The 22,718-nt window shown below is 59.8% G+C and carries 18 protein-coding genes; 12 read left to right on the top strand and 6 right to left on the bottom strand.

The annotated features are described in order from the left end of the window. The 6 genes from flgA to fliP are packed head-to-tail and all read left to right on the top strand — an operon-like array spanning position 1 to position 4,203. Positions 1–468: a flagellar basal body P-ring formation chaperone FlgA gene (flgA, locus tag GN330_RS18855; protein WP_156714364.1), complete on the top strand. Its 468-nt coding sequence runs from the start codon at positions 1–3 to the stop codon at positions 466–468. After that, positions 465–1,661, top strand: a complete 1,197-nt coding sequence (locus GN330_RS18850) for a flagellar basal body P-ring protein FlgI (RefSeq protein ID WP_156714361.1) — start codon at positions 465–467, stop codon at positions 1,659–1,661. The genes flgA and GN330_RS18850 overlap by 4 nt, the downstream gene beginning before the upstream one ends. A 23-nt stretch (positions 1,662–1,684) precedes the next feature. Beyond that, positions 1,685–2,209: a MotE family protein gene (locus GN330_RS18845; protein ID WP_156714359.1), complete on the top strand. Its 525-nt coding sequence runs from the start codon at positions 1,685–1,687 to the stop codon at positions 2,207–2,209. Further along, positions 2,206–2,910, top strand: a complete 705-nt coding sequence (flgH, locus tag GN330_RS18840) for a flagellar basal body L-ring protein FlgH (RefSeq protein ID WP_156714356.1) — start codon at positions 2,206–2,208, stop codon at positions 2,908–2,910. The genes GN330_RS18845 and flgH overlap by 4 nt, the downstream gene beginning before the upstream one ends. A gap of 16 nt (positions 2,911–2,926) precedes the next feature. After that, on the top strand, positions 2,927–3,469 hold the full coding sequence (locus GN330_RS18835; protein WP_156714354.1) for a flagellar basal body-associated FliL family protein: 543 nt from the start codon (positions 2,927–2,929) through the stop codon (positions 3,467–3,469). Continuing rightward, positions 3,466–4,203 carry a flagellar type III secretion system pore protein FliP gene (fliP, locus tag GN330_RS18830; protein ID WP_156714352.1) on the top strand — a complete coding sequence of 246 codons (738 nt, stop codon included), beginning with the start codon at positions 3,466–3,468 and terminating at the stop codon, positions 4,201–4,203. Before GN330_RS18835 ends, fliP begins: the two co-directional genes overlap by 4 nt. Before the next feature lie 498 nt (positions 4,204–4,701). Here fliP and GN330_RS18825 read toward each other — a convergent pair whose 3' ends face one another. Together GN330_RS18825 and GN330_RS18820 are read right to left on the bottom strand one after the other, a co-directional pair. Then, complete coding sequence (locus GN330_RS18825) at positions 4,702–6,657, bottom strand: response regulator receiver domain (RefSeq protein WP_343040950.1); 1,956 nt, start codon at positions 6,655–6,657, stop codon at positions 4,702–4,704. Further along, positions 6,647–9,622, bottom strand: a complete 2,976-nt coding sequence (locus GN330_RS18820) for an ATP-binding protein (RefSeq protein WP_156714347.1) — start codon at positions 9,620–9,622, stop codon at positions 6,647–6,649. Before GN330_RS18820 ends, GN330_RS18825 begins: the two co-directional genes overlap by 11 nt. 15 nt (positions 9,623–9,637) lie before the next feature. Here GN330_RS18820 and GN330_RS18815 point away from each other — a divergent pair, with 15 nt between their 5' ends. Continuing rightward, the gene (locus GN330_RS18815; RefSeq protein ID WP_156714345.1) at positions 9,638–10,063 is read left to right on the top strand and encodes a DNA mismatch endonuclease Vsr; all 426 of its coding nucleotides are present in this window, start codon (positions 9,638–9,640) and stop codon (positions 10,061–10,063) included. Here the strand turns inward: GN330_RS18815 and GN330_RS18810 are convergent. Together GN330_RS18810 and GN330_RS18805 are read right to left on the bottom strand one after the other, a co-directional pair. Next, the gene (locus GN330_RS18810; RefSeq protein ID WP_156714343.1) at positions 10,027–11,265 is read right to left on the bottom strand and encodes a DNA cytosine methyltransferase; all 1,239 of its coding nucleotides are present in this window, start codon (positions 11,263–11,265) and stop codon (positions 10,027–10,029) included. The genes GN330_RS18815 and GN330_RS18810 overlap by 37 nt on opposite strands. After that, the gene (locus tag GN330_RS18805; RefSeq protein ID WP_156714341.1) at positions 11,262–11,465 is read right to left on the bottom strand and encodes a MerR family transcriptional regulator; all 204 of its coding nucleotides are present in this window, start codon (positions 11,463–11,465) and stop codon (positions 11,262–11,264) included. Before GN330_RS18805 ends, GN330_RS18810 begins: the two co-directional genes overlap by 4 nt. A gap of 185 nt (positions 11,466–11,650) precedes the next feature. On the opposite strand from GN330_RS18805, the gene GN330_RS18800 reads away from it, so the two are divergent. The 3 genes from GN330_RS18800 (at position 11,651) to GN330_RS18790 (ending at position 16,625) form a co-directional block, all read left to right on the top strand. Further along, the gene (locus GN330_RS18800; RefSeq protein ID WP_156714339.1) at positions 11,651–15,304 is read left to right on the top strand and encodes an ORC-CDC6 family AAA ATPase; all 3,654 of its coding nucleotides are present in this window, start codon (positions 11,651–11,653) and stop codon (positions 15,302–15,304) included. Positions 15,305–15,361: 57 nt separating this feature from the next. Continuing rightward, positions 15,362–15,967 (top strand): restriction endonuclease, encoded by a 606-nt coding sequence (locus GN330_RS18795; protein ID WP_197435240.1) that lies wholly within the window; start codon positions 15,362–15,364, stop codon positions 15,965–15,967. A 469-nt stretch (positions 15,968–16,436) separates the two neighbouring features. Then, on the top strand, positions 16,437–16,625 hold the full coding sequence (locus GN330_RS18790) for a helix-turn-helix transcriptional regulator (RefSeq protein WP_156714337.1): 189 nt from the start codon (positions 16,437–16,439) through the stop codon (positions 16,623–16,625). A 238-nt stretch (positions 16,626–16,863) separates the two neighbouring features. Here GN330_RS18790 and GN330_RS18785 read toward each other — a convergent pair whose 3' ends face one another. Further along, the gene (locus tag GN330_RS18785; RefSeq protein WP_156714335.1) at positions 16,864–19,056 is read right to left on the bottom strand and encodes a type IV secretory system conjugative DNA transfer family protein; all 2,193 of its coding nucleotides are present in this window, start codon (positions 19,054–19,056) and stop codon (positions 16,864–16,866) included. Further along, a complete protein-coding gene (locus GN330_RS18780) occupies positions 19,050–19,634 on the bottom strand; it encodes a hypothetical protein (protein WP_156714333.1) in 585 nt (194 codons plus the stop codon). Before GN330_RS18780 ends, GN330_RS18785 begins: the two co-directional genes overlap by 7 nt. 83 nt (positions 19,635–19,717) lie before the next feature. On the opposite strand from GN330_RS18780, the gene GN330_RS18775 reads away from it, so the two are divergent. Both GN330_RS18775 and GN330_RS18770 read left to right on the top strand, forming a co-directional pair. Further along, a complete protein-coding gene (locus GN330_RS18775; RefSeq protein ID WP_156714331.1) occupies positions 19,718–21,376 on the top strand; it encodes a hypothetical protein in 1,659 nt (552 codons plus the stop codon). A gap of 145 nt (positions 21,377–21,521) precedes the next feature. Further along, positions 21,522–22,355: a replication-relaxation family protein gene (locus tag GN330_RS18770; RefSeq protein ID WP_156714328.1), complete on the top strand. Its 834-nt coding sequence runs from the start codon at positions 21,522–21,524 to the stop codon at positions 22,353–22,355. Positions 22,356–22,718 lie beyond the last annotated feature (363 nt).

Genomic DNA, 22,718 nt, shown 5'->3' with positions numbered 1-22,718 from the left:
ATGTCGCGGCTTCGCATCTCCACACTCGTTCTCTGCGCCGCGCTCACGCTCGCCGCCTTTGCCGAGGCGGCCGTCGCGCAGGAGATGGCGGTGGTGGCGAAGCGCGTCATCTATCCAGGCGAGACCGTCGATGCCGGCGCGCTGACCGAGGTAAAGCTCAGGCGCAGCAACCGTATCCTGACCTCGATCGCGCAATATACCGATCAAGTCACCGGCAAGGTCGCCAAGCGTACCCTGCTGCCGGGCAAGCTTATTCCGATCAATGCCCTGCGCGACGCCTATATGGTAGAGGCCGGCGCGCCGGTCGCGGTCAGCTATGTCCATGGCGGGCTCCAGATCTCCACCATCGGCATCCCGCTCCAACCGGGCGCGATCGGCGACATGGTCAAGGTCAGGAACGCCGATTCCGGCGCAGTGTTTACCGGCATCGTCATGGCGGACGGATCGATCCGGGTCGGCGCGATATGATCATTCGCCTCGCCCTGGCCGTGTGTCTCGGCCTCGTCGCGACGGCGCCGGCCAGTTCGGGCGGCGATCTCAATGACGGCTATGACGGCGCGCAGGCCATTACCGTCTCCGCCAACGGCCAGTCGTCCAACCTGCCGGTGCCGACCGGACCGGCATCGCGCATCAAGGATATCGCCACGCTGCAGACGGCGCGCGACAACCAACTGATCGGCTACGGCCTGGTGATCGGCCTGCAGGGCACCGGCGACGGCCTGCGCAATTCGCCGTTCACCGAGCAGTCGATCCGCGCCATGCTGCGCAATCTCGGCATCGCCATGGAAGACGGGCGCGCGCGGGCCAAAAACGTCGCCGCGGTGATCGTCACCGCCAACCTGCCGGCCTTCGTGCAATCCGGATCGCGCATCGACATCAGCGTATCGTCGCTCGGCGACGCGACCTCGCTCGCCGGCGGTACGCTCGTCATGACGCCGCTGCGCGCGCCCGACGGCGAGATCTACGCCGTCGCCCAGGGGCCCGTCTTCGTCTCCGGTTTCACCGCGCAGGGCGAAGCCGAGACACTGACCAAAGGCGTGCCGACATCGGGCCGCATCCCCAACGGAGCCATCGTCGAACGCCAGGTCGAGGCGCGGTTCAATGACGATCGCGCCCTGACGATGCAGTTGCGCAACCCCGACTTTTCGACCGCGGTCAGGATCACCGACGCGATCAATCTTTATACCACCGGCCGTTTTGGCAAACGCCTGGCCAGCGAGCAGGACGCGCGCACGATCCTGATCAACCGGCCGGGCGGCATCTCGGCGGCGCGTTTCGTCGCTGAAATCGAGAATCTGATCATCCGGACCGATACACCGGCGCGCGTGGTGGTCGACGAGCGCACCGGCACGATCGTAATCGGCCAGGACGTGAAGATATCGCAGGTCGCCGTCAGCTATGGCGCGCTGACCGTGCGCATCACCGAGCAGCCGAAGGTCGTTCAGCCGGCACCGTTCTCGCGCGGCGAAACCGCCGAAGAGCCTTCGACGATCATCGACGCCCAGCAGGACGACGCGCGCGTCGCGTTGCTCGACGGCCCCGACCTGCAGACATTGGTGGCCGGCCTCAACCGTATCGGCGTGAAACCGGACGGCATTATCGCGATCCTCCAAGGCATCAAATCGGCCGGCGCGCTGCAGGCCGAGCTGGTTCTGCAATAGGAGACGGATAGGTGGCGACAAGGATGCGAACCGCGAAACGCGCCCTTCCCAGGGCGCTGGCGCTCGGCCTGCTCGCCGCGCTGTGTTTCGGCGCGGGCGTCTTTGCCATTTCGGATTCCTTCGCCCAGGCGCGCAAGGTCCCCTCGCGCCTGACCGACGAGGTGCGCGAATTCTGCGCCAACATCATCGATGCCGCGCGCGACCGTCGCTACGCCGTGCAGGCCCAGGAACTGGAAAAACTGCGCTCGGAGATCGACGAGCGGATCGTCGCGCTGGAGGCAAAACGGACCGAGTACGAGGCTTGGCTAAAGAAGCGCGACGAGGTCATCAACAGCGCCGAGGACAGCATCGTCAGCATCTATGCCCGCATGCGTCCGGACGCGGCGGCCGCGCGGCTGGAAAAGATGGACGCCATGCTCGCCGCCGCGATCATCCTGAAGCTCAAGGGCCGCCAGGCCGGCGGCATCCTCAACGAGATGGATGTGAAGGCCGCCGCGAAACTCACCGGCATCATCGCCGATGTCGCCAAAGCCGAGGACCCGACATGAAACGCAGCCTGCCGATCCTGGCGACCGGGCTTTTGCTGGCCGGCTGTGCCGGAGAGCTGAACGAAATCGGCCGCGCTCCGAGCCTGTCGCCGGTCGGCTCGGGCCTCGACCCGGCGGCCGGGTCCGTGCAGGCCTATCCCGAAGCGCCGGCCGCGCCGGTCAAGCGTTTCTCACTGTGGGACGACCGCCAGAGCCAGCTCTACGAGGACGCACGCGCCTTGGTGGTCGGCGACATCCTGACCGTGTTCATCTCGATCAACGACAAGGCGACCCTCAACAACGAATCCGACCGCACCCGCACAACCAACCGGACCCTGGGTCTGGCCGGCGGGTTCGAGGCGGAAGGCGTGGGGAAATCCGCCTCCGCCGATCTCGATATCAATTCCCGTTCGACCGCGGCCGGCTCCGGCGCGACGGCACGCTCGGAAAACATCCGTCTGTCTGTCGCCGCCGTCGTCACCGAAGTGTTTCCGAACGGCAATCTGATGATCCGCGGTTCCCAGGAAGTGCGCGTCAATGCCGAACTGCGTATTCTCACCATCGCCGGCATCGTGCGCCCCGCCGACATCAGCGCAAGCAACACCATACCCTACGAGCGCATTGCCGAGGCGCGGATTTCCTATGGCGGCCGCGGCCGGCTGACGGAAGTCCAGCAGCCCCCTTATGGCCATCAGATCCTGGATCTGATCTCACCGTTCTGAGGATTATCAAGGGGCAATGTCACTCGCCAACGCCGAAGACCACACCGAAGCGAAAAAGGGTCCGTCGCTGGTCATCCAGATCGGCGTGATGGCGGCGCTGACCATGCTTGCGGTCGGCGGCGGCTGGGTCGCCGGCATGTATCTGAAGACCGGCTCCGAGACCGAGCCGACGACGCAAAAAGTCTCGGTCGAGCCGGTGATGACGGAGATGCCGGGCGAGACGGAGGCGCATGGCGGCGGGGAAGGAAAGGACGAGGACGGTGAAGCAAAGCCCGTGCCGCGCCTGGTGCCGCTCGAGCCAATCACGACCAATCTGAGCGCACCGGCCGACATCTGGGTGCGGATGGAACTGTCGATGGTGTTCGCCGCGACCCCCGACCCCGAACTGGTTCGCCACATCCATCAGGACATTCTCGCCTATATGCGCACCGTCACCCTTCAGCAGGTCCAGGGCGCGAGCGGTTTCCAGCACCTCAAGACCGACATCGAAGAGCGCGCGAGCATTCGCAGCAACGGCCTCGCTCGGGAACTGGTCATCAGGACCCTCTTGTTCGAATGAAAACGCTTCTCGCCATCGCCGCCGCCCTGCTCGCGCTCACTGCAGCCGCACACGCCCAACAGCTCGATCTCGGCCAGATCGCCGGCCAGGCCGACGGGGCGACGATCGGCTACATCATTCAGGTTTTCGGGCTGCTTACGGTGCTTTCGGTAGCGCCTGGGCTGTTGATCATGGTCACCAGCTTCACCCGCTTCGTGATCGTGTTCGCCATCCTGCGCGCCGGCATCGGGCTGCAGACCACGCCGGCCAACATCATCCTGATCAGCCTCGCCTTGTTCATGACTTTCTACGTCATGACACCGACCTTCGACAGCGCCTGGAACAACGGCGTGCGCCCGCTGGTGAACAACCAGATCGACGAGACGCAGGCCATGCAGCGCATCGCCGACCCGTTCCGCGACTTCATGCTGGCCAATGTCCGCGAGGCCGATTTCAACCTGTTTGCCGACCTCGCGCGCGAGCGCGGCCAGAACGTGGTCGAGGGCGAGCAGGTCGATCTGCGCGTCCTGGTGCCGGCCTTCATGATTTCGGAGATCAGGCGTGGCTTCGAGATCGGTTTCCTGATCGTGCTGCCGTTCCTGGTGATCGATCTGGTGGTCGCTACCGTGACGATGGCGATGGGCATGATGATGCTGCCTCCAACCGTCATATCCCTGCCCTTCAAGATCCTGTTCTTCGTGCTGATCGACGGCTGGAACCTGCTCGTCGGCAGCCTGGTGCGCTCCTTCAACTGACGCCCGCTCGGGTTTTCGCAGCCGACGTCGGACCCGCGACACCCAGGCGCGACAGGCGCCCCGGCAAACTGCCGGTTTTGTGGACACCGGGACAAGGTGGTTGTCGGAACTGGAGAGTTGGAATGCAGCGGCGGAAATTCAGCTTAGAGTGAACCGCCCCGGATTTGCCGGAGGCCGTTTGTTTGAGTCACGCCAACCGCCATGTGTCCAGAACGGACCAAATTGAGATGGTGCCAGGGGCGGAATCTATGTCGACACTTAAGTGATTGAAAGGACATCAATATTAGCAGATGTCGAATATAACTATACCCCCGAATTTACCCACATATCTACACGTACCGATGGTTCGGTTCCGAAAACACAACCACTCGCGACAACGTGATCGCCTTTTGCTACTCTATTCATCCCTCGGGGTTTGTCACCACCGGGGCATCGCGATGCTCCCCCAGGATGCTATAACTTGCCGTCGACTACGGTCGACCATCGAATGTTGGTGCTTCAGGCATCGACAAAATCTACACCCACCCTCGACTGATGTTGTCCGGCGGCCATTAAAAAGCGGGTCGCAAAAGCATTGCGAAGCTGGGAAATGACCATAAACTTCGTCGGCAATGCTCCCTTCGGATCAGCCTGGTCGTCAGCCTGTTGCGGAGGTTCCGCCAGCGGACGCTCAAGCGCCTCGATGGCTACCACTTCCGGTTCAGATCCACTAGCAGGTGCAGGCTCTTGGGCCGCGGCGAGCGCTGTATCCTGCCCCTGGTTGCCTTCGGCCATCACCGCTTCGGCCAATGCCGCAACATCCGGCGCTGCCGGAAAGCCGTGCACTACGGAAGCGGCTCGCAGTCCATCGCCATTCGCAATCCATCCTGAAATGGTGACGGCTTCGCCTTCGCGGTTCACTCTTGTCCCATTCGGGAGAACGAGTGTGGTCAGCGAGGGTTGTCGAATCTTTGCATGAATCGCTCGCAACATCATCACATCGTTGGAAGCGCCAAGTACCACGAACTCGCCCGACGTAAATTTTTCAGGCGGTGTGCCTGTCTTCTCGAGGCGCATTAGTTGAACAAGGATCGGCCCCTCCTCTCGTGGAACAAGATCGCAAGACGGAGATGCACAGAGCCAGAAGCTGTCGCCGGGACCACAAAGCACGGTACCGGTTGTAATGTGCCCACCGCGAAACGCGTCGGAAACCATGAAGGCGTTTACCGAAGGCAGAACCTTCTTGTGCCAGTCGACCTTCTGATCCGCTGGTACATGTGCCAATTCGCGTGCGCGAATGAGGCGGGCGCCCTCTCCTGCAGGCGCTTGGCCGACTGCGTTCGACAATCTTGCACCCAAAAGGTCTATCGCCGTTGAGGAAATACGCTCGTGCGTAGCGAGACGGCGCCGAATGATGTCGACGAAGCGGTCGATAAGGCTTTGCGCCGCGCCTTCGACATCCGACGGTGAGACCGTCCCGCGAGCTGCTTCCTCGCTTTCCAGCAGGTAGAGGCCAAGACCGAGTGCAAGTTCGTCGCTCAGCCAATTCTCATGGTGGGCGACCGCTTCCAGCTCCAGAGCGTTCTGTATCTCGGAGAGGATCAGCCGGTATATATTTGGGCGCCACTCTCGCAGCGCAGCGCCCAGTCGACCCCAGACGTACTTTCCTTCATCGTCTGTGGAACTGGCAGGAAGCTTCGGAACGATAGCGACGAAGCAGCTCCCGCAGTGGACCCACATGGGCTGATCAGCGTCGATCGCGCAACCCACAGGTAGTTCTGCATCGGTCGCGAGCTCGTAGTCATCCATCAATTCTGCGATCCACTGCCTAGCGACGTGATCGGCAAGCGGTTTCACATTCTGAGGTGGTATCTGGGCATCATTCAATGCTTGGCCGAGATTCGCCACCCAAGGCGTTTTCCCGTCGGTCAAATAGGCGCGAAGTCCGGCAGCGTCGATTGTACTGAAGCGCTCGTCGGCGAGAACTTCCTCGGCGTTCTCCAACAGCTCCGCCGAAGGTACAAGCGCACCAGCCGCAGGTTTCACACCCCGCATGGCCGTCGCTACCGTCAATGCGGTCTTCGGCGATGCTTCGGCGGTATAGAGCACCACTAGATTGAAATGCGTCGAGACCGCGAGGTGACGGAGAATCTTCAAAGCCGCCTTCACACCTGCGGCTCCGAGCTGGTAGTCGAGCAGGATCAGGTCGCTCTTCCGCGCCTTGTCGAGAAGATGCAGATCAGCGTTCGAGGGGGCCCGCCAATTGTGAACGTCACAGATGAGCCCTTTGCCTTGCATAAACGCGTAGATGTTCCTTGCGCGCTCGATCTCGGTGAATTCGCCCTCAGCGGCATCTCGCATGCTCAAATAGTCAGGGAACTGATCATCGATGAGTACGGCGGTGCGGATCGCGTCGTCGCGAAAGCTACGTTCGACTGCATCAGCGAAGCGGGCCTCATATGTACTAAGCTCCACTATCAAGCCCCCTGATCTCGATGATGAAGTTTGCGCCAGAGAGAACCTGCGGATCGTCGTCAGTCGCGTATCGTATCGTATGGCGGCCCGCTTCGAGATTTACTCGGGCAAGGTAAAGCCCGACACCCCGGCCGGACGTTCGACGTGTATAAAAAAGCTGAAAGAGCCGGCGGACGTCATCGCGATCAACTCCCGGGCCGCTGTCGCCGACGACGATCTTCCCGTCGGTGAAGTCTAAACGAATTCGGCGATCTTCAGATCGACCCACCCAGTAAATTGAGTTGTTTACGAGGTTAATAAACACCGGGAAGATGCGGGATTTGAGCTCGGTGAAGCTGATAGCGTCGAACGCTTGCGTGCTGTCGAACGTGATGCCGTTGTCGCTGAATATGGGGCGGAAAAATGCCCGGACATAGTCTGCGATAGTCTTACCCGTGATCGTTTCCCTCAGCCGGGCACCCGCTAGCTGTAGCGGCGAGAGGAACCGTAGCTTTTCCGTCAGTGCACGGTGCGCATCGAGCGCTCGTCGGAATTCATCGGTCGACTTTGACGCTTCCGGCAAGCGATCGAGATTGCGACTCACCTCACTGTCGAGCGCCTCAAGTTCGTGACCGATGATCTCAACCGTGATGCCCAACTGGGCGACGGCGTTGAGGTCTCGCACGCGGCGCTCAAGCTCCTCCCGATCTTCATCGATCGTGGTGAGTGCCGTGTCAGCGTCGATGCCTTCACTGATGGTGACGATGTTCCGGGTGATCGGGCGATAGCGGTCGTTGAACTCGACTTCCAGCTCGCGTCTCACGCTTTCCAGAAGACTAAGAAGATCACCAAGGTCCGTCTCTGCGGACATCTTGCGGATCAACGGTGCGGTGGCCCTTTCAAAGCGGCTACGGTCGTCTGCGAGGTTCGAGGTCCATGCCGAAGTAATCGACCGGATGCCTTCACGGATTTCCGCCTGATAGTTGTCGAGCAGCTTATCCAACGCTTCGCGATGCCGGGCTTGCGCGGCCGAAACGATTTCACGAGGCGTAGCAGCCCCAACCCCCGCCTCGAGTCCACGAAGCGTTTCGTCGGAAAGCAAAATTAGATCGCGCGCTTCGTCGAGCGCGTCCCGAAAGGCTCGATAACGGTCTTCCGCATCGCCCAACGTGTTCGGTACGTCAAGCGGAGTGAGCGCGGTCAATTCCTCTCTAGCCTGCTCGACTTCGGCGCGCATAGCGGCGACCGCTTCCTTCGTTCTCTGTTGATTGGGATCGCCCAGTCGGACCGAGATACTCTCAGCGCGCTCGGCAAGCTGCGGCATCCGTTTGGTGGCGTCGTTAAGATACGCTCTGAATTCGTTACGACGTCGCTTGCGGGCTTGGTCCGCAGCCTTCTTGCCCTTCATGTTGCGCTTTTGGGTTTCCGCAATGCGTTCGGCGCGTTCTGGGGCATCCGTTCCGAAGTAGTCTCGTGCCAGCTTGATTAGAAGCGCCTGGACTAGGAGCCGGAGTTCCCGGCTTGCTCGATTCTCAACCAGACCTTCGCGGCCGGCTTTGTCCCGCAAGGCTGGATTTGCGGCGCGGGTGAAGGCCAATCTCCCAAAGCTCCGGCGATGGGCCCAAAAATAACGCCCCGCATGCTTCTGCCGCGTTTCTTCGAGCGAGAAGAAGTCCGCTTCGGCTGAGCCGTAAGGCATGATACGAAGACCGTCACGATAGACTCTTACGCCGCCATAGCGGTCGACAAGCTCGACGAGATCCTTGTGGCGTTGGGCGCTGTGCGTCGAACTCGCCTCGATTTGCTCGAACGTGCCGATTGCGAAAGCGAACGGACCGGGCCGATCTGAGCGGGCCACGGGTAACGGTCGGGGTGGCGGTATGATGCGCTCGCCCAATTCTTCGCCGAACGCCTTTACCGTTCCGCGAAAGATACCAACTTCGTCGAACGCGCCCTCAACGCTGTGTTCGAGCTCTTGGAAGTCCTTGAGGTCAAACACGTCCGAGGATGCAAGGATCCGCCGGGGCACGTCGCCCCGATAGGCCAAAACCTCATATTCGAAGGCAACGGGCGAAGGCGACAGCGTATCCGTAAAGCCAGTCAAAATATCCTTCAGACGATCCTTGACCTTCTTTGCTTCCTCGTCGTCGTGCGCGGAGTTGAGCCATACCGATAATTCGTGGTGAGCACCTAACAGAAAGAGCGCGGTCCCGTGCTTCGCTAGGTCGGCAAATACCGGCCACTCCTCAAGATGACGTTGGGAAACCGGCATTGATCGCCAGAATTCCAGGACTGAACCGGCGGTCGTTTGACCATAGCTCTCGGACTCAGTGTCCGCATACCGCTGCCACTCGGGTTTCAAAGAGAATGCGCCCGAAGCATCGCGTTTCCCGAGATTGGCAATGACAACGTCTGCCATGGATTGGAGGCCGTCGACGATGGCCGCCCAATCCTCGAAGGTTCGCACCGGCAGCGTTATCTGATCGAGCGACAGGAACGGATTCTCGAAGAGTCGCCAATCGACGAGAACCGCTGAAATCGGACCGTCAGCCTGCTGCGAAAGCACCAAAGTGGCTGGCGCGAGGAAGGCGGCGGATAAGCGCCCAATTCCCTTCTCACCTTGTCGTTCGCGGCGCGGTCCGACGAAATCGACAGGCGGTGCGGTCGAGGGACCGTCGATCTTGGATTCGGTGCCGATCACCAACCACTTTTCGATGAAGTCCTCGGCCGACATGCCAATGCCGTCATCGAAGATCGCAGCGATTACGGGGGTTCCGTCGAAGATGTTGAGCGATACCTGCGTCGCGTAGGCATCCCATGCATTCTTCCACAACTCGCTGACGGCGGTCGGTGCGTCGGCGATCTGGCCACGTCCCAGGTGGTCAATCGTACGGGCGCGCGTACGGAACGGCACGTTGTTGGAAGCGAGCGAGATAGATCTCGTATCCACCTTGTTGTTTTCGGACATGGAGGAATCGTCACTCATTGCTATATTTGCGTGATGGCGGATCGCCTAACAGGGGAACAGCGCTCGCGCGTAATGGCGCGCATCGGACAGAAAAATACGGCGCCCGAACTATTCGTGCGTCGCGCTCTGCACGCCGCCGGTCTTCGCTTTCGCCTTCATCGTCGGGACTTGCCTGGATCGCCCGATCTCGCTCTTCCCAAACACCGAATGGTCGTGCTCGTTCATGGATGCTTCTGGCATGGGCACGATTGCCGCCGTGGGATGCGGCCTCAGTCAAACGTCGAATTTTGGGCACCGAAGCTCGAGCGTAATATGGAGCGTGATAGGCAGGTTCGAAGCAAGCTGGAAGCTCTCGGCTGGCGGGTCGTGATCGTATGGGAATGCGCCCTCGACGAAGGCGTGCAATCGATCCTGTCGCAGGTTTACGCATCGGCTGGAGCTATCGAGCCAGAGAGATAGCGGGAAAAGTATTCGGCGAGCCGGGGTGGCACCGCGTTACCGATCATTCGAGCCACCGGCTCAATCATGTCTGTCGGGTAGAAGACATAGTCTTGCGGGAACGATTGCAAAATTGCCGCTTCGCGCAAGGAAATGCCGCGTATCTGCCTCGTATCGAAATGCCCGAAGCGACCGTTCGAGATGCTGTGGCATTTGGTTGTAATCGTCGGCGATGGTCTGTCGGGGTCCATACGCGTGTACACGTCGGTGAAGCACCGGACATTGAGCTTTGCGTTCACTTTCCGGTGGCACGCAAGCGAAAGGTCCCCGTGCGGCGTGGCATCGAGATAGGCATTCGACTGACCGGGCTTCGCGGCTGCGAGCCGCTTCAGATTGAGGCCGCTCAACGAACGCGTTTTGTGATTGGGTATCGACGAATGCTGAACGCCAGCCGCGAGCGCCGGCAAATGTCCGATCGCCGATCTCACCGTTTGAACGGCCGCTTGAGCATCCGCCTTCGGTACGACGAGATCAGCGTCGACTTTATCCGAAACTAGGAATTCCGCGCGCGCCATCTCCCTGGGTACTGCGATCAGGATCGATCGTTTACGGTATTGGGGCACGCCGAAGCTGGACGTACAAATGACGTTGCTGCCGGTAGCATAACCAAGTTCTCTAAGCTCGCGACGGAAATCCTCCCAGACTCCTCCGTATTTCGGATCACCGATGCCTTGGACGTTTTCAGACAGAATCATTTCGGGCCGAAAATGTGCAACGAACTTTGTCGCCTCCCTCAACAGGTTGCTGTCGCGCTCCCGGCCCATCCTTCGAGCTTCGCTTAATTCTTTCCTGGAGAGCTTCGTGAACGGTTGGCAGGGCGCGCAAATCGCGAACATCAGAGGAGCATTCGGAGCTTCGCGACGATACTTGCTGATCAGCTCCTCCAACTCCTCGAACAACTCCTTCTGTTCTCCCTCCGGATAGGCATCCGTTGCCGGAAAGATGTCGCGCCGGATAAACCGAGGCGACGCGAAATCGACCGTGATGTTCGGATTGTTCTCGACGTAGGTCTCCTTGCAGCGACTGTCCTTATCAACCCCGGCGATAACATAGCCGCCCGCGTCGATGAGACCGCGGGTGGTGCCGCCGGCGCCGCAGAAGAAATCCACTGCAAGGAAGGCTGGACGCTGGCGCCGCGCCGCGCTGAACGACGGGGCCGTCATGCTTTCTTTGCCGGTTTGGTGGACTCCGCGCGCGCCTTGATCTGCGCTACCTCATCCGGCGAAAAAACGCGCCATCCGTTTCGGTCACGCTGGCGAGCGTCGTCAACTTTCCCGTCTTTGATCCATCGAAGCAGCGTCGGCTTCGAGATTCCGGCAGCCGCTGCAGCCTCGGCAATATAGAGATCACCGTCACTACTCATAGGCTCACCGTCCCCCTTGACCCTGCTTGACTATACTCAACCATAGTCAAGGTCAACCTTCGGCTATTCGTTGTCCACATGGGTGGAGGTGCGGCGAGCGGTGGACGACGCCATAACCGACGCGATAGCGTTGGAAGACGAAGAGCGTACATCGCTCAAGTTTAATGGCGCACTGGAGAGCGATCGTGTCGGAGATCGGAAAATTCTGTTGCTTCACCTGTCCCGATCATGATCAACGCGAGAAGCGGCTCGACGAGGTGTGTCCCCTATGCGGTCGGGAGTACGGCTTCCCCTTAGAGTGGACGCCTGCCGCGATCGGTGAGTTTGACGTTGAACGTCCGCTGGGTCGTGGCTTCTATGCCGCGACCTTCGTTGCGAAGCCACGGACCGGTCTCAATCGCGCACATAGAGTTCTAAAGGTAAGCCCCATCGAGCTCTATCGAAAGTTCGAGAAGGATTTCGCAAAAGAAACTGAACTTCACGCCGAAGTTGCCGACGGCGCGGATCACGTCGTTGCAGTCGAACAAATGTTCGACTGCGACATCGCCTTCGGTGACATCAAGCTGCGTTGTCATGTTGCTGTACTTCAATTCGTTGAGGGCGATACGTTGGCGAAGTATCTATCCGGTGAACGCCCACTTTCAGCGGCGCAAGCAGCACAGATCGCATGCGACCTCTTCAGGATGAAGGAAGAGTTCGAGAGACTAAAGGTCCATCACAATGACCTGCACGCAGCTAATATCATCCTTCAGGACCTCCCTATGGGACGCAGACGGGCAGACGCGATCGAACCAGCGGTCCGCGCCGTCGCAATCGATCTCGGTTCCGTTGCAGGAGATCGCCGCTCGGGCGGTATTCATCTGGGCGATCTGCACTGGATCGGTCGTCACATTCACGCGATGGCCGACCGTCTGCTGTCGGACGGGGATACAGCTCCCGATCTGGATAAACGCATCGGACTCAAGCTTCACGGCATCGCACAGGGACTCGCCGCGGCGACGGAGCACCAACGCACTCCCTCCGCCGACGACGTCATCGTGGGGATCCGCGAGCAATATCATCGCACCGCCGAGTCGTGGCGTCCCTGGCGCAATCAGACCGTGCTGCGTACGTTTGCAGAGTCCTACAATGCGCAGACCCTCGATGCTTGGTACGTGCCACAGCTTATCGTCGACCCTGAGGGTGCATGGCTCAAGAAGGTGAGTGCGCCTGGACCGCTGGTCATGACGGGAATGCGGGGTTGCGGAAAAACAATGCTTCTCCATTCGCTGCAGTTTCACGCCCGCGCAGCGGTATTGCCAAAGGAGACAGATGAGGACGCGCTGCGCCGGGTGACGGACGATGGATATGTCGGACTCTTTGTATCAGCACAGCGCCTTATCCCGGTTGACCCACGCGCTGATCGGCCCTCGACCGAAGAACTATTCGCCCGGCTTCTCGTCGCGTATGCAGCGCAGGGAGCGCGTGCTATGGCGCATCTCCAAGATCTCGACGGCGGGGCGATCCCCTTCGATGCGAGCGTCGGATTGATTCGGGCGGTTACTGAACTGCTGACACCCCGTCCGGTAATCGAGTCTGTTGCGAACGTAGAGCAACTGGAGCGCGCGATGAGCGACCTGCTCGTCCGAGTCAGCCGCAGCGACTCCGGCCTGCGCCTAGCCACAAATCCCAACACCGCCTTCCCGCATCTTGCCGAAGCCCTGCGACGAGCGGCGCCAATCTGGAACGATGCACAGGTTCTGTTCCTTTTGGACGATGTGTCGACGCGCTACCTTGATCCCGACCGGGTCGAGGATCTCCTTTCCGCCCTTCTGTTCCAACACGCGCATTGCGCGTTCAAGCTGACTTCGGAAGCGCAGACCATCTTTCTCAATTTAAAGTCGCCTGGCAGGGTCCATCCAGCAGCGGCCGGCCGTGACTTCAATACATTCGATCTGGGAGCTGAGGTTCAGACACGCCTCAAGGATCGCAGCGGCAAGACATTCGTTACAAAGATTCTTGATGCGCGGGCGCGCCTTTTCCCAGGCCACCCCAGCCAGAGTTCGATGAATGTGCTAGGCGACGTCGATCTTGAGTCAATTGCACGCGTGATCGCTGAAACGCAGACGCGATCGCGAGAACGCAAGCGGCTGTATCATGGCCTACGCGCTCTTGCTGGCGTGTGTGTAGGCGATATCGGAGCCGTCATTCAAATATACCAGGAGATCCTGACGGGTAGCCGATCGGGCTTACCCGTTCCGCCCGAACGACAGCATGAAGTGTTCCAAGATTTTTGCGCCCGACATCTTTACAGCCTCGATCGGCGGGGCAGCGATCTTAAGACGGTGGCGCTGCAGTTTGCAGAAGCATCACACCAACTCCTCATGGAGTCCGGCAAAGGCAAGCCGACCGGGCGCATTCGACAATATACGTCACTCTATGTCCGTGTAACCTCCGGCGAATTGCAAACACAGATGAACCGACTTCGTGATTTAGTAGATGCGGGAGTCTTCGTATTCACCGGTGGGACGGCACGGACGAAGACGCATGATTCGGATCCGGTACAACAATTCAAGCTTACCTTCCGTAAGATTTACGGACTAGCAAATTTCATTGGACTGTCTGACCGCGATCGCTTCGAGCTTTCGGGGGAAGATCTTGAGCGCTGGCTTGCAGAACCGGAGGCAGGTCGCGAAGTCCTGCTGCGCAACCTGTCGACCGGGGAGTACTTGGAGGATGAGGAAGGACTTGCGGAAGCGGAATCGGAGGACGAGCCGCGTCGGTTCGAACCTGCCCCACGTGCTACAGGCATTCAGATGGACCTTCTCGCGCAACTCAGTCCGGATCCACGGGACAGTAGCGATGAAGGTCTGCCGATGGTGTTTCCACCCGCGCCTTCAGTTGACGAGCTGAAGGCCCACGCTCTTGATGATATCGCGGTCGACGATCTCGTAGTGGGGTTGGGCTTCGAGGAGCGCACCCTCGCGTCGATTTTGCGGTTGTTGCCGCGGATCAAAGCCCACCGCGTCCTCGCGGTGCGCTACGAGAACGACGGGCATGCCGACGAGATGCGCGATGCCATACGAGAGCACGGCATTCCGCTCGAAGAAGTCTCCTACGACTCGCTGATGGACGGAATGCCCCCGCAACTTTGCGGCCGAGCGATGATCGACATCACCGGATTGGCCAAGCCCGCGCTATTCTCCTTCGTCCGAGCTGGGCTCCGCAGCAGCGACGAGCTTTTCGTTGCCCATACCAGCGCAGCCCAATACTATCCACTTGAAGCCGACCTGAAGACCATATTGGACGCATATAGTGCGTCCGATCACCATCTTCTGCTAACTGCGCTACGCGATGTGCTGACGGGTGAGACTGGTCCCTACCAGTCGGTACCGCTGCTTGCTGCGGAGTCGGATGGAACACGGCTGCGTGCGCTGTCCGCCTTTGCCTCGCCTCGGCACGAACGGCTTCTCCATCTCACCTCTGCACGAGAGTACGACGCGGTCCAAGTCATTACGGACGTTGCGGAAACCTCACGGGCTCGCGTTGGCGGCATCGCAGCTCGGGTCGCACTTGAGGATACGCCGGGTGGTGTCGTCGCATCGGCGGATGCAGGCGACCTCTCTGAGTTGGCTGGAATCCTGTTTCGCCAACATGAGGGTTGGTTTGTGCGCGGAGGACTCGACTACGAGATCGGGCTGACAGGAAATAAGATGCAGGCGACTGCGGCAGCCATTGTCTCCGCGGCCCTGCCGGTCAGCCAAGTTTGGTATGTGAAGCCACAAGCCTTCGATCAACCGCGTTATACGAGGGGTGTCGGTACTTCACGTTACTTTCGAGTGAGTCGTCAAAACCGATAAGTCGGGTTGCGACGTATCGGCCCTTGCTCCGCAATCCGTATTCGGTAGACGATCACGATGGAAGACATGTTGGAGGACTGGAAACGCTACGAGCGCCTGGTCGCGCGGTTGTTGGCCGATCAGTTGTCGACGGGCTTTTGTGTGCCCCCCAACGCTTCGGTCCTTGGGGGCATCACGGGCATCAAGCGACAGATCGACGTTTTAATCGAAGCGCGACATGACACCGACAACAGTCGACGGATTATCGTCGACGCAAAGCGGCGGAAGCGCAAGATCGATGTAAAGGACGTAGAGTCCTTCCGAGGGATGATGGAAGACGTAGGAGCTACCCATGGCTATCTGGTTTGCCCCCACGGCCATACGGCAGCGGCGGAGAAGCGCGCCCAAAGGGCAGCGGCCATCCGCTTATTGCCCCTCGATCGTCTTGAGGATTTTGATCCGAGGACCTGGCCACGCTGTTCTCGTCCCGGCTGCAAGAACGGACGTGTCTTCTGGGATGGCTATCCGGAGGTCTCTCTGGGTTTTGTGGCGCCTGACGGTACTCCGAAGCGCCTCGCGTTCGTCCATAGCGTCGGGAAATGTGACCAGTGTAGAGTGTTTCATGCGTCCTGCGCCACATGCCATCAGATTCTCTGTGTCCCGAGGACGACGAAACCGACATAGGCCATAAGTGCGCTTGCCGCCTGCCGTGGTTCTGGCTGGCTTCGATCGAAGAAGATGAACGAGGCGCGCAGTCTGCCGAACTTCATCTCGTTTTGGGTCTGGGCGATGTTAAGACCGTGAACCGACGATCTTTATCAACGGCGTGATGGCGCAACTTGAGCTTGGGAAATGCCGAAAAAAATCTGACGCACCATGCAGTTCGACAGCTTCGCGCGAGGTGCGGCGAGATGTTCGATCCGACTGTGACGCGACCCTAACTTCCGGCCTGGTCTTCAGCGATGTCTGCTTTCAGGCAGTGGCAGAGCTGGTGTCTGCGGCTTAAATGGGGGCGCAAAGCTGTCCTTGATCCACGGGAAAGAAATGCTTCCGCTCGCGGAGTTGTTATCCATCAAAAATTCAATACACTCCTCGGACCCTAGGGCTTCAACCCCGGGGCATCGCGATGCTCCTCAACATGAGGAGTATCGTGATGAGATTGTTGAGCAAGCGGCAGGTGAAGGAGTTGGTCCTGTACTCTCCCCAACACATTGCGCGCCTGGAAGCTGCAGGCCAATTCCCCAAGCGGGTACGGCTGGGCAACAACCGGGTCGGATGGGTCGAGGCAGAAGTGCTGGAGTGGCTTCAGGAACGCATCGACGCTCGTGGTCAACAGCACTGACTCTCCTTTTGTGAGAGCGAAGAGAACCGGTGGCAACACCGGTTCTCTTTCTTCTTGACCACTCTGCGATGGGGATACGCTGGGGGATACGGTATCCCCCAGCGGCGGGCGGTTTGCCAGCTGAACTTATCTGCTCAAACCGGCTCATTGCAGCGCATGCGGAACGCCGGATTGCAGCAGGAATCATAAAATGGCAGCGATTTCGATTGCGCGGGCTGGTGGTCGCCGTCGCTGGACGCTACCAGGCGGATTCGTCGTCCGGTTTCTCGATATCACCAGGAGGGTGTGGCCTGTTGGACTTGGTCTTTGAGTTCGCACTTGGCGCTGCTTCAGCCCGTTCCCAGGGAGTCGTTCCTCCTTCTTCGCCTATGTCCTCGCCGCTGTCTTCCCCTTGCGCTCCGGCGTCCTCGTGGTCCTCGGATTTGCTTTGGTACCGGCTCAGTTCCGAATAATGTACGGCATAGTTCGCGCGCATCTTGTCGCGAAGCGCGTCCTGCTCATCCGGGGACATGCGGGGCATTTCCTCCAGGGTACCGAGTGGAAATCGCAGCGGAATCGCGGCGCGCGTCATGCCGCGTACATGGGCGGCAAAGGCGCCTTTCGGCTGAGCTTCGATCAGCGCCGGATCACAATTGACCATCTGGGCGGCAGCCCGCGCATCCTTGCCGGTAAAGCCGCCAGCGAACTTTATCGCGGTGTTGGCCGAGAACGCATCCTGGAGTTTTGAGTCCAGCTGACCGAGATATTGGTGTGCGAGCACCATGCCGATCTTGAATTTACGCGCCTGGCTCAGAATGATCCCGACATTGCGATCGAAATAATCGGCGGCCTCGTCGATATAGACCATGGTGGGCATGCGCTGGCTTTCCGGCAGTGTCGCACGTTCCTGGGCGGCTTGGGCGATCATGGCAATGAAGAAGCGCCCGAAAATTTCGGTACCGCTCTCCTTCAACAGGTCCTTCGCAGTGTTGATCAGGATGACCTTGCCCGCGTTCATTTCGGCGAAGAGATCGAGCTTCGACCGCGGATGAGAGAACATCCGTTCGAAGGTCTGGTTTTCGAGAATGCCCCACAATCTGCGCAACACCTGCTGACGCGTCTGGGCGAATTCTTTCGACGGAAACTCGGTCTCAAAAAAATGCCGGGCGGTGCCTTCCAGGCGCGCAATGTGTTCGGCGAAGCGGATTTCGCTGCCTTTCTCCATCAGTTCGCGCAGGGTGTGAATGGTCGCGTCGGGGATGTGCAGCATGAGCCGCGTAACATAGCGAAAGATCACGCTCTGCTTTTGCGTCATCTCCGCGGACAAAAGCGTGCCCAGCACAAAATCGTAGAGTTCCAGGATCGAGTTGGTCAGGCGCTCGCGCTCCAAGAGCGGATAGGATTGGAGACGCGCTTGGCCGACGTCGAACAGGTTGAGCGAGACCGGCCACTCAATGTCCGTCGGGTCGACAATGCAAACCCTATCATGCAGCGGTTCACCCGGAGCAAACGCCTTCAGGCCAGCAATGTTGGAGATCAAGTCCCCCTGGCTGTCTATGACGATGACCGAACGCTCTCCGGACGCGACGGCGTCAAGATCCTTGGCTATCAGGTATTGCAAGGTTTGCGTCTTGCCGTGACCGGACCCGGCGATGATGTGGTGATGCTCGAACCGGATCGATTGGGGGATGGTGAACATCTCCTCGCCGGCGAACAGTTCAAGCAGCGGCGTTCCGGACAGGTAGGTGACGACCAAATCCTCCGGTGTCTTGGCATCAAACTTGGAGGGCATACGGAGAGGTCTGGAAAAGCCGTCTATATCGCGCGGGTCACCGCCCGATGCGGCAACGAAATTCGCCTCAAGGCGCTTGCGAAGTCGGGGAAACAGGCCGAGATGCTCAATTTCTTCAACGTGAGCGGCGACCGCGATCCGCTCCACGACTTCGCCCAATGAGGCGATGCGATCGATCCGCGGCGTCACTACGTTGATCCCGTTACCGACGTCATCAGCGCCTACCTTGCCGAGATTGTCATAGAGCGCGCCGAAGCATCCCTGCACCAATGAGGTGATGGCGTCCTCGACAGCCGGAAACCGCTCCAGCAACGCCTTCTGGGCATTGAGTTCGTCTTTCAGCTCCCAATATTGCGCGGTCGTCCTGGTCTCGCCGAAATCTACATCCGGTAGCCGGAACATCCCCTCATATGCGATGAGCTGCGCCGTGAAGTGGCGCAGTTCGTCTCGCCGCTCGTCGGGAAGGTGCAAGACGTTGCCAACATCGCCGGCAACACGCGCGCAAAGGTCGTTCAACTGCCTATCCGTCTTGACCCCGTTGGCCTGGAGCAGGTGGTCGATGCGGCCGTGAAGATGCACCACTTCGGCATGATCACCCTGACGGAAGAACCCGTAGACAAAGCGGTGGAGCCGAGCGCCGAGGTGCTTGGTCGCTACCATCCTCTTGCGAAGCCTCTAAGCATGATGCGGCGCGAGGTTTCCGGATCAAGCGGCGGCACGTCGGTCGTCTGCGCGCCGCCCCAATGCTTGGCGCTCTCCATGACAGCGCGCAGATAGGCGACCATCTGCTTCAGGCGTTCCTCGCGTATCGAAATATCGACGATCGACTTGCAGCGGAAATTTCGGCCGTAGAGCAAATCCTTGACGTATACGGTTTCGCGAAACCGATCGTAGAACAGCCAGCCGGCGAACGCGCCCGTCGCCAGGGCGATCGGCGTGCCGACCGCGCGACCGAAAAATCCCGCCCAAACGAAGAAGGCCGGAACGACGGTTATCACACCGATGATGACCGACCACTTCATCAGCCCTTCGATCTCTTCGGTGATCAACTTCGCCTGGTCAAAGTCATAGCGATCGATGATTGCCTGTTCATCACCCTCAAGTTCGACCTTGCCCCAAAGCTTGAAGCGAACGGACCGAAACAATCCCGGCGTCTGCTCGTGACGCATCAAAATCTTCATGCGTGGCGTCCCTGTCCCCGATGAGAGAATTGAGACCAGGTTCGATGCATGGGTCAAGTTGCTTCTGAAGATGATCTCCCCGCTTGTGATCGTCGATTCATCCGTTTTCTATGCGGAAGTTCTTCGCTAGGCTGGCGATCGTGAAGAGATTATTTGCTCCCCTGTTGCTCAGCATGGCCATCGCCTGGCCTGCCAAAGCCGAAAGCTTCATCGAGAGACTTGGTCGCACCATTGATCAGGTCGGCAAGGATTTGCAGCAAGAGTTGGAAACGCGTGTCTTGCGCGGAAACCGCGCGGCCGGAGACGCCACGCGATTGCGCCAGGGCGTCTGTCTGGCGGTTCGGGGCGGCGAGGTGCTGTTTCGCAACAAATGCACCGCCGAGAAAAGCTGCAACGGACCTCAGGACTGCAAGATAGCCTATCGCTGGCCGCCGCGTGACCTGATGGAAGCCCGCTGGGGAGAAGGCAAGCCGCTGACCTTTATCGGCGCGGCGGCAAAGCAAGTTGCCTACGAAGGGCAGCCGTGCCTTTCCATTCGCAACGGCACGACCATCTTCTGTTTCATTGACGACGATCGTGCTGTCGCGCCCCTTTTGCCTGCGCCATCGCTGCCGGGCGGAAATGACGTCGCTGAGGCTCCGGAAACCAGGGTCAGCGACACTCCGGAAAAGGACGAGTCCGCTCAGAAGGCCGAGCCTGACGAAGACGGTTCACTGCGTCATCAAGCTGAGCGCGAACGGACGCAAGCCGACCATGACGCAGAGAGAAAGTCGCAAGCCGCCGAACAAACGAGACGCGAAGCCGAGGCCAATCTCATCGCCGAACTGACTGACGATGCCGACATCGACTGGTTCTTCAAGGACAAGACGCTGGCCACGCTGGCACCCGTTGACGCCGTCCGAGCCTGCCGCGACTTCTTCCTATCGCGCATTATCGCGGTCGCGCGGCAAGCGCCCGCTGACGCGGTCGAAGCCATGCACGACCGATGTGGCAGAAAAGCCGAGAGTTACGGGTGGCGCATCGTCAAGCAGGAAGCCGCGCGTCTAGCTGACCCGTTTCTGAAAGCGCCGGCCACGCTTCAGGGCCTACAACAGCACAACTGGTTCAAACTGAATCCGTCAAATCGAGACGCCTTCACGCCGCTGCAACAAACGCGCTTGGGAATCGAATTCGACCATGCCGTCCGCACCCATCGCGACAACGCCGTCAACGATGCGGTCGAAACGATCAGGAAAGTTTACAAATCAGCCGCGCCCTTGACCGAATCGGCCGACGCGGCCTTGGCGCTGTGCAACCTCAATGGCAGTCCGCCTGAAGTTCTGATTCAGACCTGCAAGCAGCTCCGTGAGTCGCTCAGAGAACGCATCAAGACGGCTCGGTGTCGCCGCGCGATTGACCAATCGGGGGCCACACGGGGCATGCTCGACATGGCCGTCGAGGCATCCGGTTCGCGCTACGAAACGTGGGCGCTGCGCCGCGTTATATGCGTCGGCGTCGGCAACCATCCCGACTATCGGATTACGGTTGGCAATGGGCTCATTCCCTGGCTCACGGCACCATCGCTGCAGGTCTTCAACGGCAACTCCAACAAGCTGCTTGATGTCGAACTCCGGGTTTCGACGCCGCGTGACGGGCGATCGTTTGGCCAATTGCTCCTTGATATCGCGACCGGCGAGAACGAGCGCGAGGTGCCGGAAAAGCTGGTGGTTGAAAAAGTTCGCTTTGCGGCCCGTGGCATCACCTGGCGCGACGACAGCGCGATCATCGGCTGCGTCCTCGGTTTCATTAAGTGCCAGTGATTTTCTTGCCCTGACCATAGCGTTCCGCCGCGGATTGTCCCGCACCATTACGAACCATAGCAAACGGTGACGCGCGGCTCCGCTTCCGCCAAGCTTGTCTCGGGGCTCGTACAAGAAGACGAGCGAGAGTCGAGGCGAAGGACAGATGGACACAACCACAAGACAAGACGCGCTTGGACGCCGCTGCCGCTTTTCCCGCACGCCCCTTGGCAAGCGGTTGGTGCTTGGGCCGCGCGATACCGTGATCCTGCGTTGGCTCTATCGCTACCGCTATTTGCGCGTAGATCACTTGCTGGCGCTGATCCGGCCGAGGTCGGAAAAGCGCTTTGTGGAGCGCCTCGGCGACCTGTTCCACGAAACCGGCTACCTCAATCGGCCCGCACTCTTGGCGCCGCACTTCGATGCCCGATCAACGCCGATGCTCTACGAAATCAGTCAGAGCGGCGTAGCCTATCTGGAAGGTCATGATGCATTGCCGCCGCGTGCCGTCACCTTTTCGCGCCGGTCGCCCCGCGCATACAATCCGCAAATACTGCACACGATGATGATCATCGACACCCTTTTGGCCATTGAACTCGCGACGAGGCAAACGCCCAGCCAGCGGTTCGTCCCGGTCGACGAAATCCTGGCGCGTGCCCCAGCCACGACGCGACGTGCCCCGAATCCGCTATCGATCCCGGTGACCGTCTTGCCGGATCGCAACCATCCGGTCATCCGCACCCGCATGGAGACACATCTCATTCCGGACGCTCTTTACGGCGTAGAGCACCGAGCTGGAGGCGAGAAGCGCTACCGGTTCTTCGCGTTGGAATGCGAGCGGACGAGCCCAATTTCGCGATCAACGGCCAAGGCATCGAGCCGGGCCCTCAAGGAAGCGACCTACGATGCGCTGATCCGCTCCGGCGCGTTCACGCAGCACTGGGGCATACCGAACCTTGCGCTGCAGTTCTGTTCGCGGTCCAAGCTGGGTCCCCGTTGAGAGCATCCCATCCGGTCAAAGAAAACGCCGCGCACAGTTACCACATGATGCGCGGCGCTCTGCATTCATTGAACCAAAGGAGAAAAAGGCAATGAATTGATGGGAGCGTACCGGCAAGCGTGATCTTCTTCAACCTCCTTTCCGCCTACGCTACGAACCGAACGCACTCAGGCTGGCGGGACGGCACTTCGAGTTCCAACTCGAAAGGATGGAGTGAGACGATTCGGAAGTCGGCCGCTCCTAGGTCACGTACCCATAAACAGGATTCCTTTTGGCGCGCGCTTCTGATTCAGTGACCTCCTTGCATGGAGGTTTTCGATGGCCCGATTCGATCTCACGGATTTCGAGTGGTCTGTGATCCAG

The organism is Nitratireductor arenosus (assembly GCF_009742725.1).
GTDB classification, from domain to species: domain Bacteria; phylum Pseudomonadota; class Alphaproteobacteria; order Rhizobiales; family Rhizobiaceae; genus Mangrovimarina; species Mangrovimarina arenosa.
The sequence above is the reverse complement of the archived record's forward strand: the minus strand, read 5'-3'. Positions and strand labels throughout refer to the sequence as shown.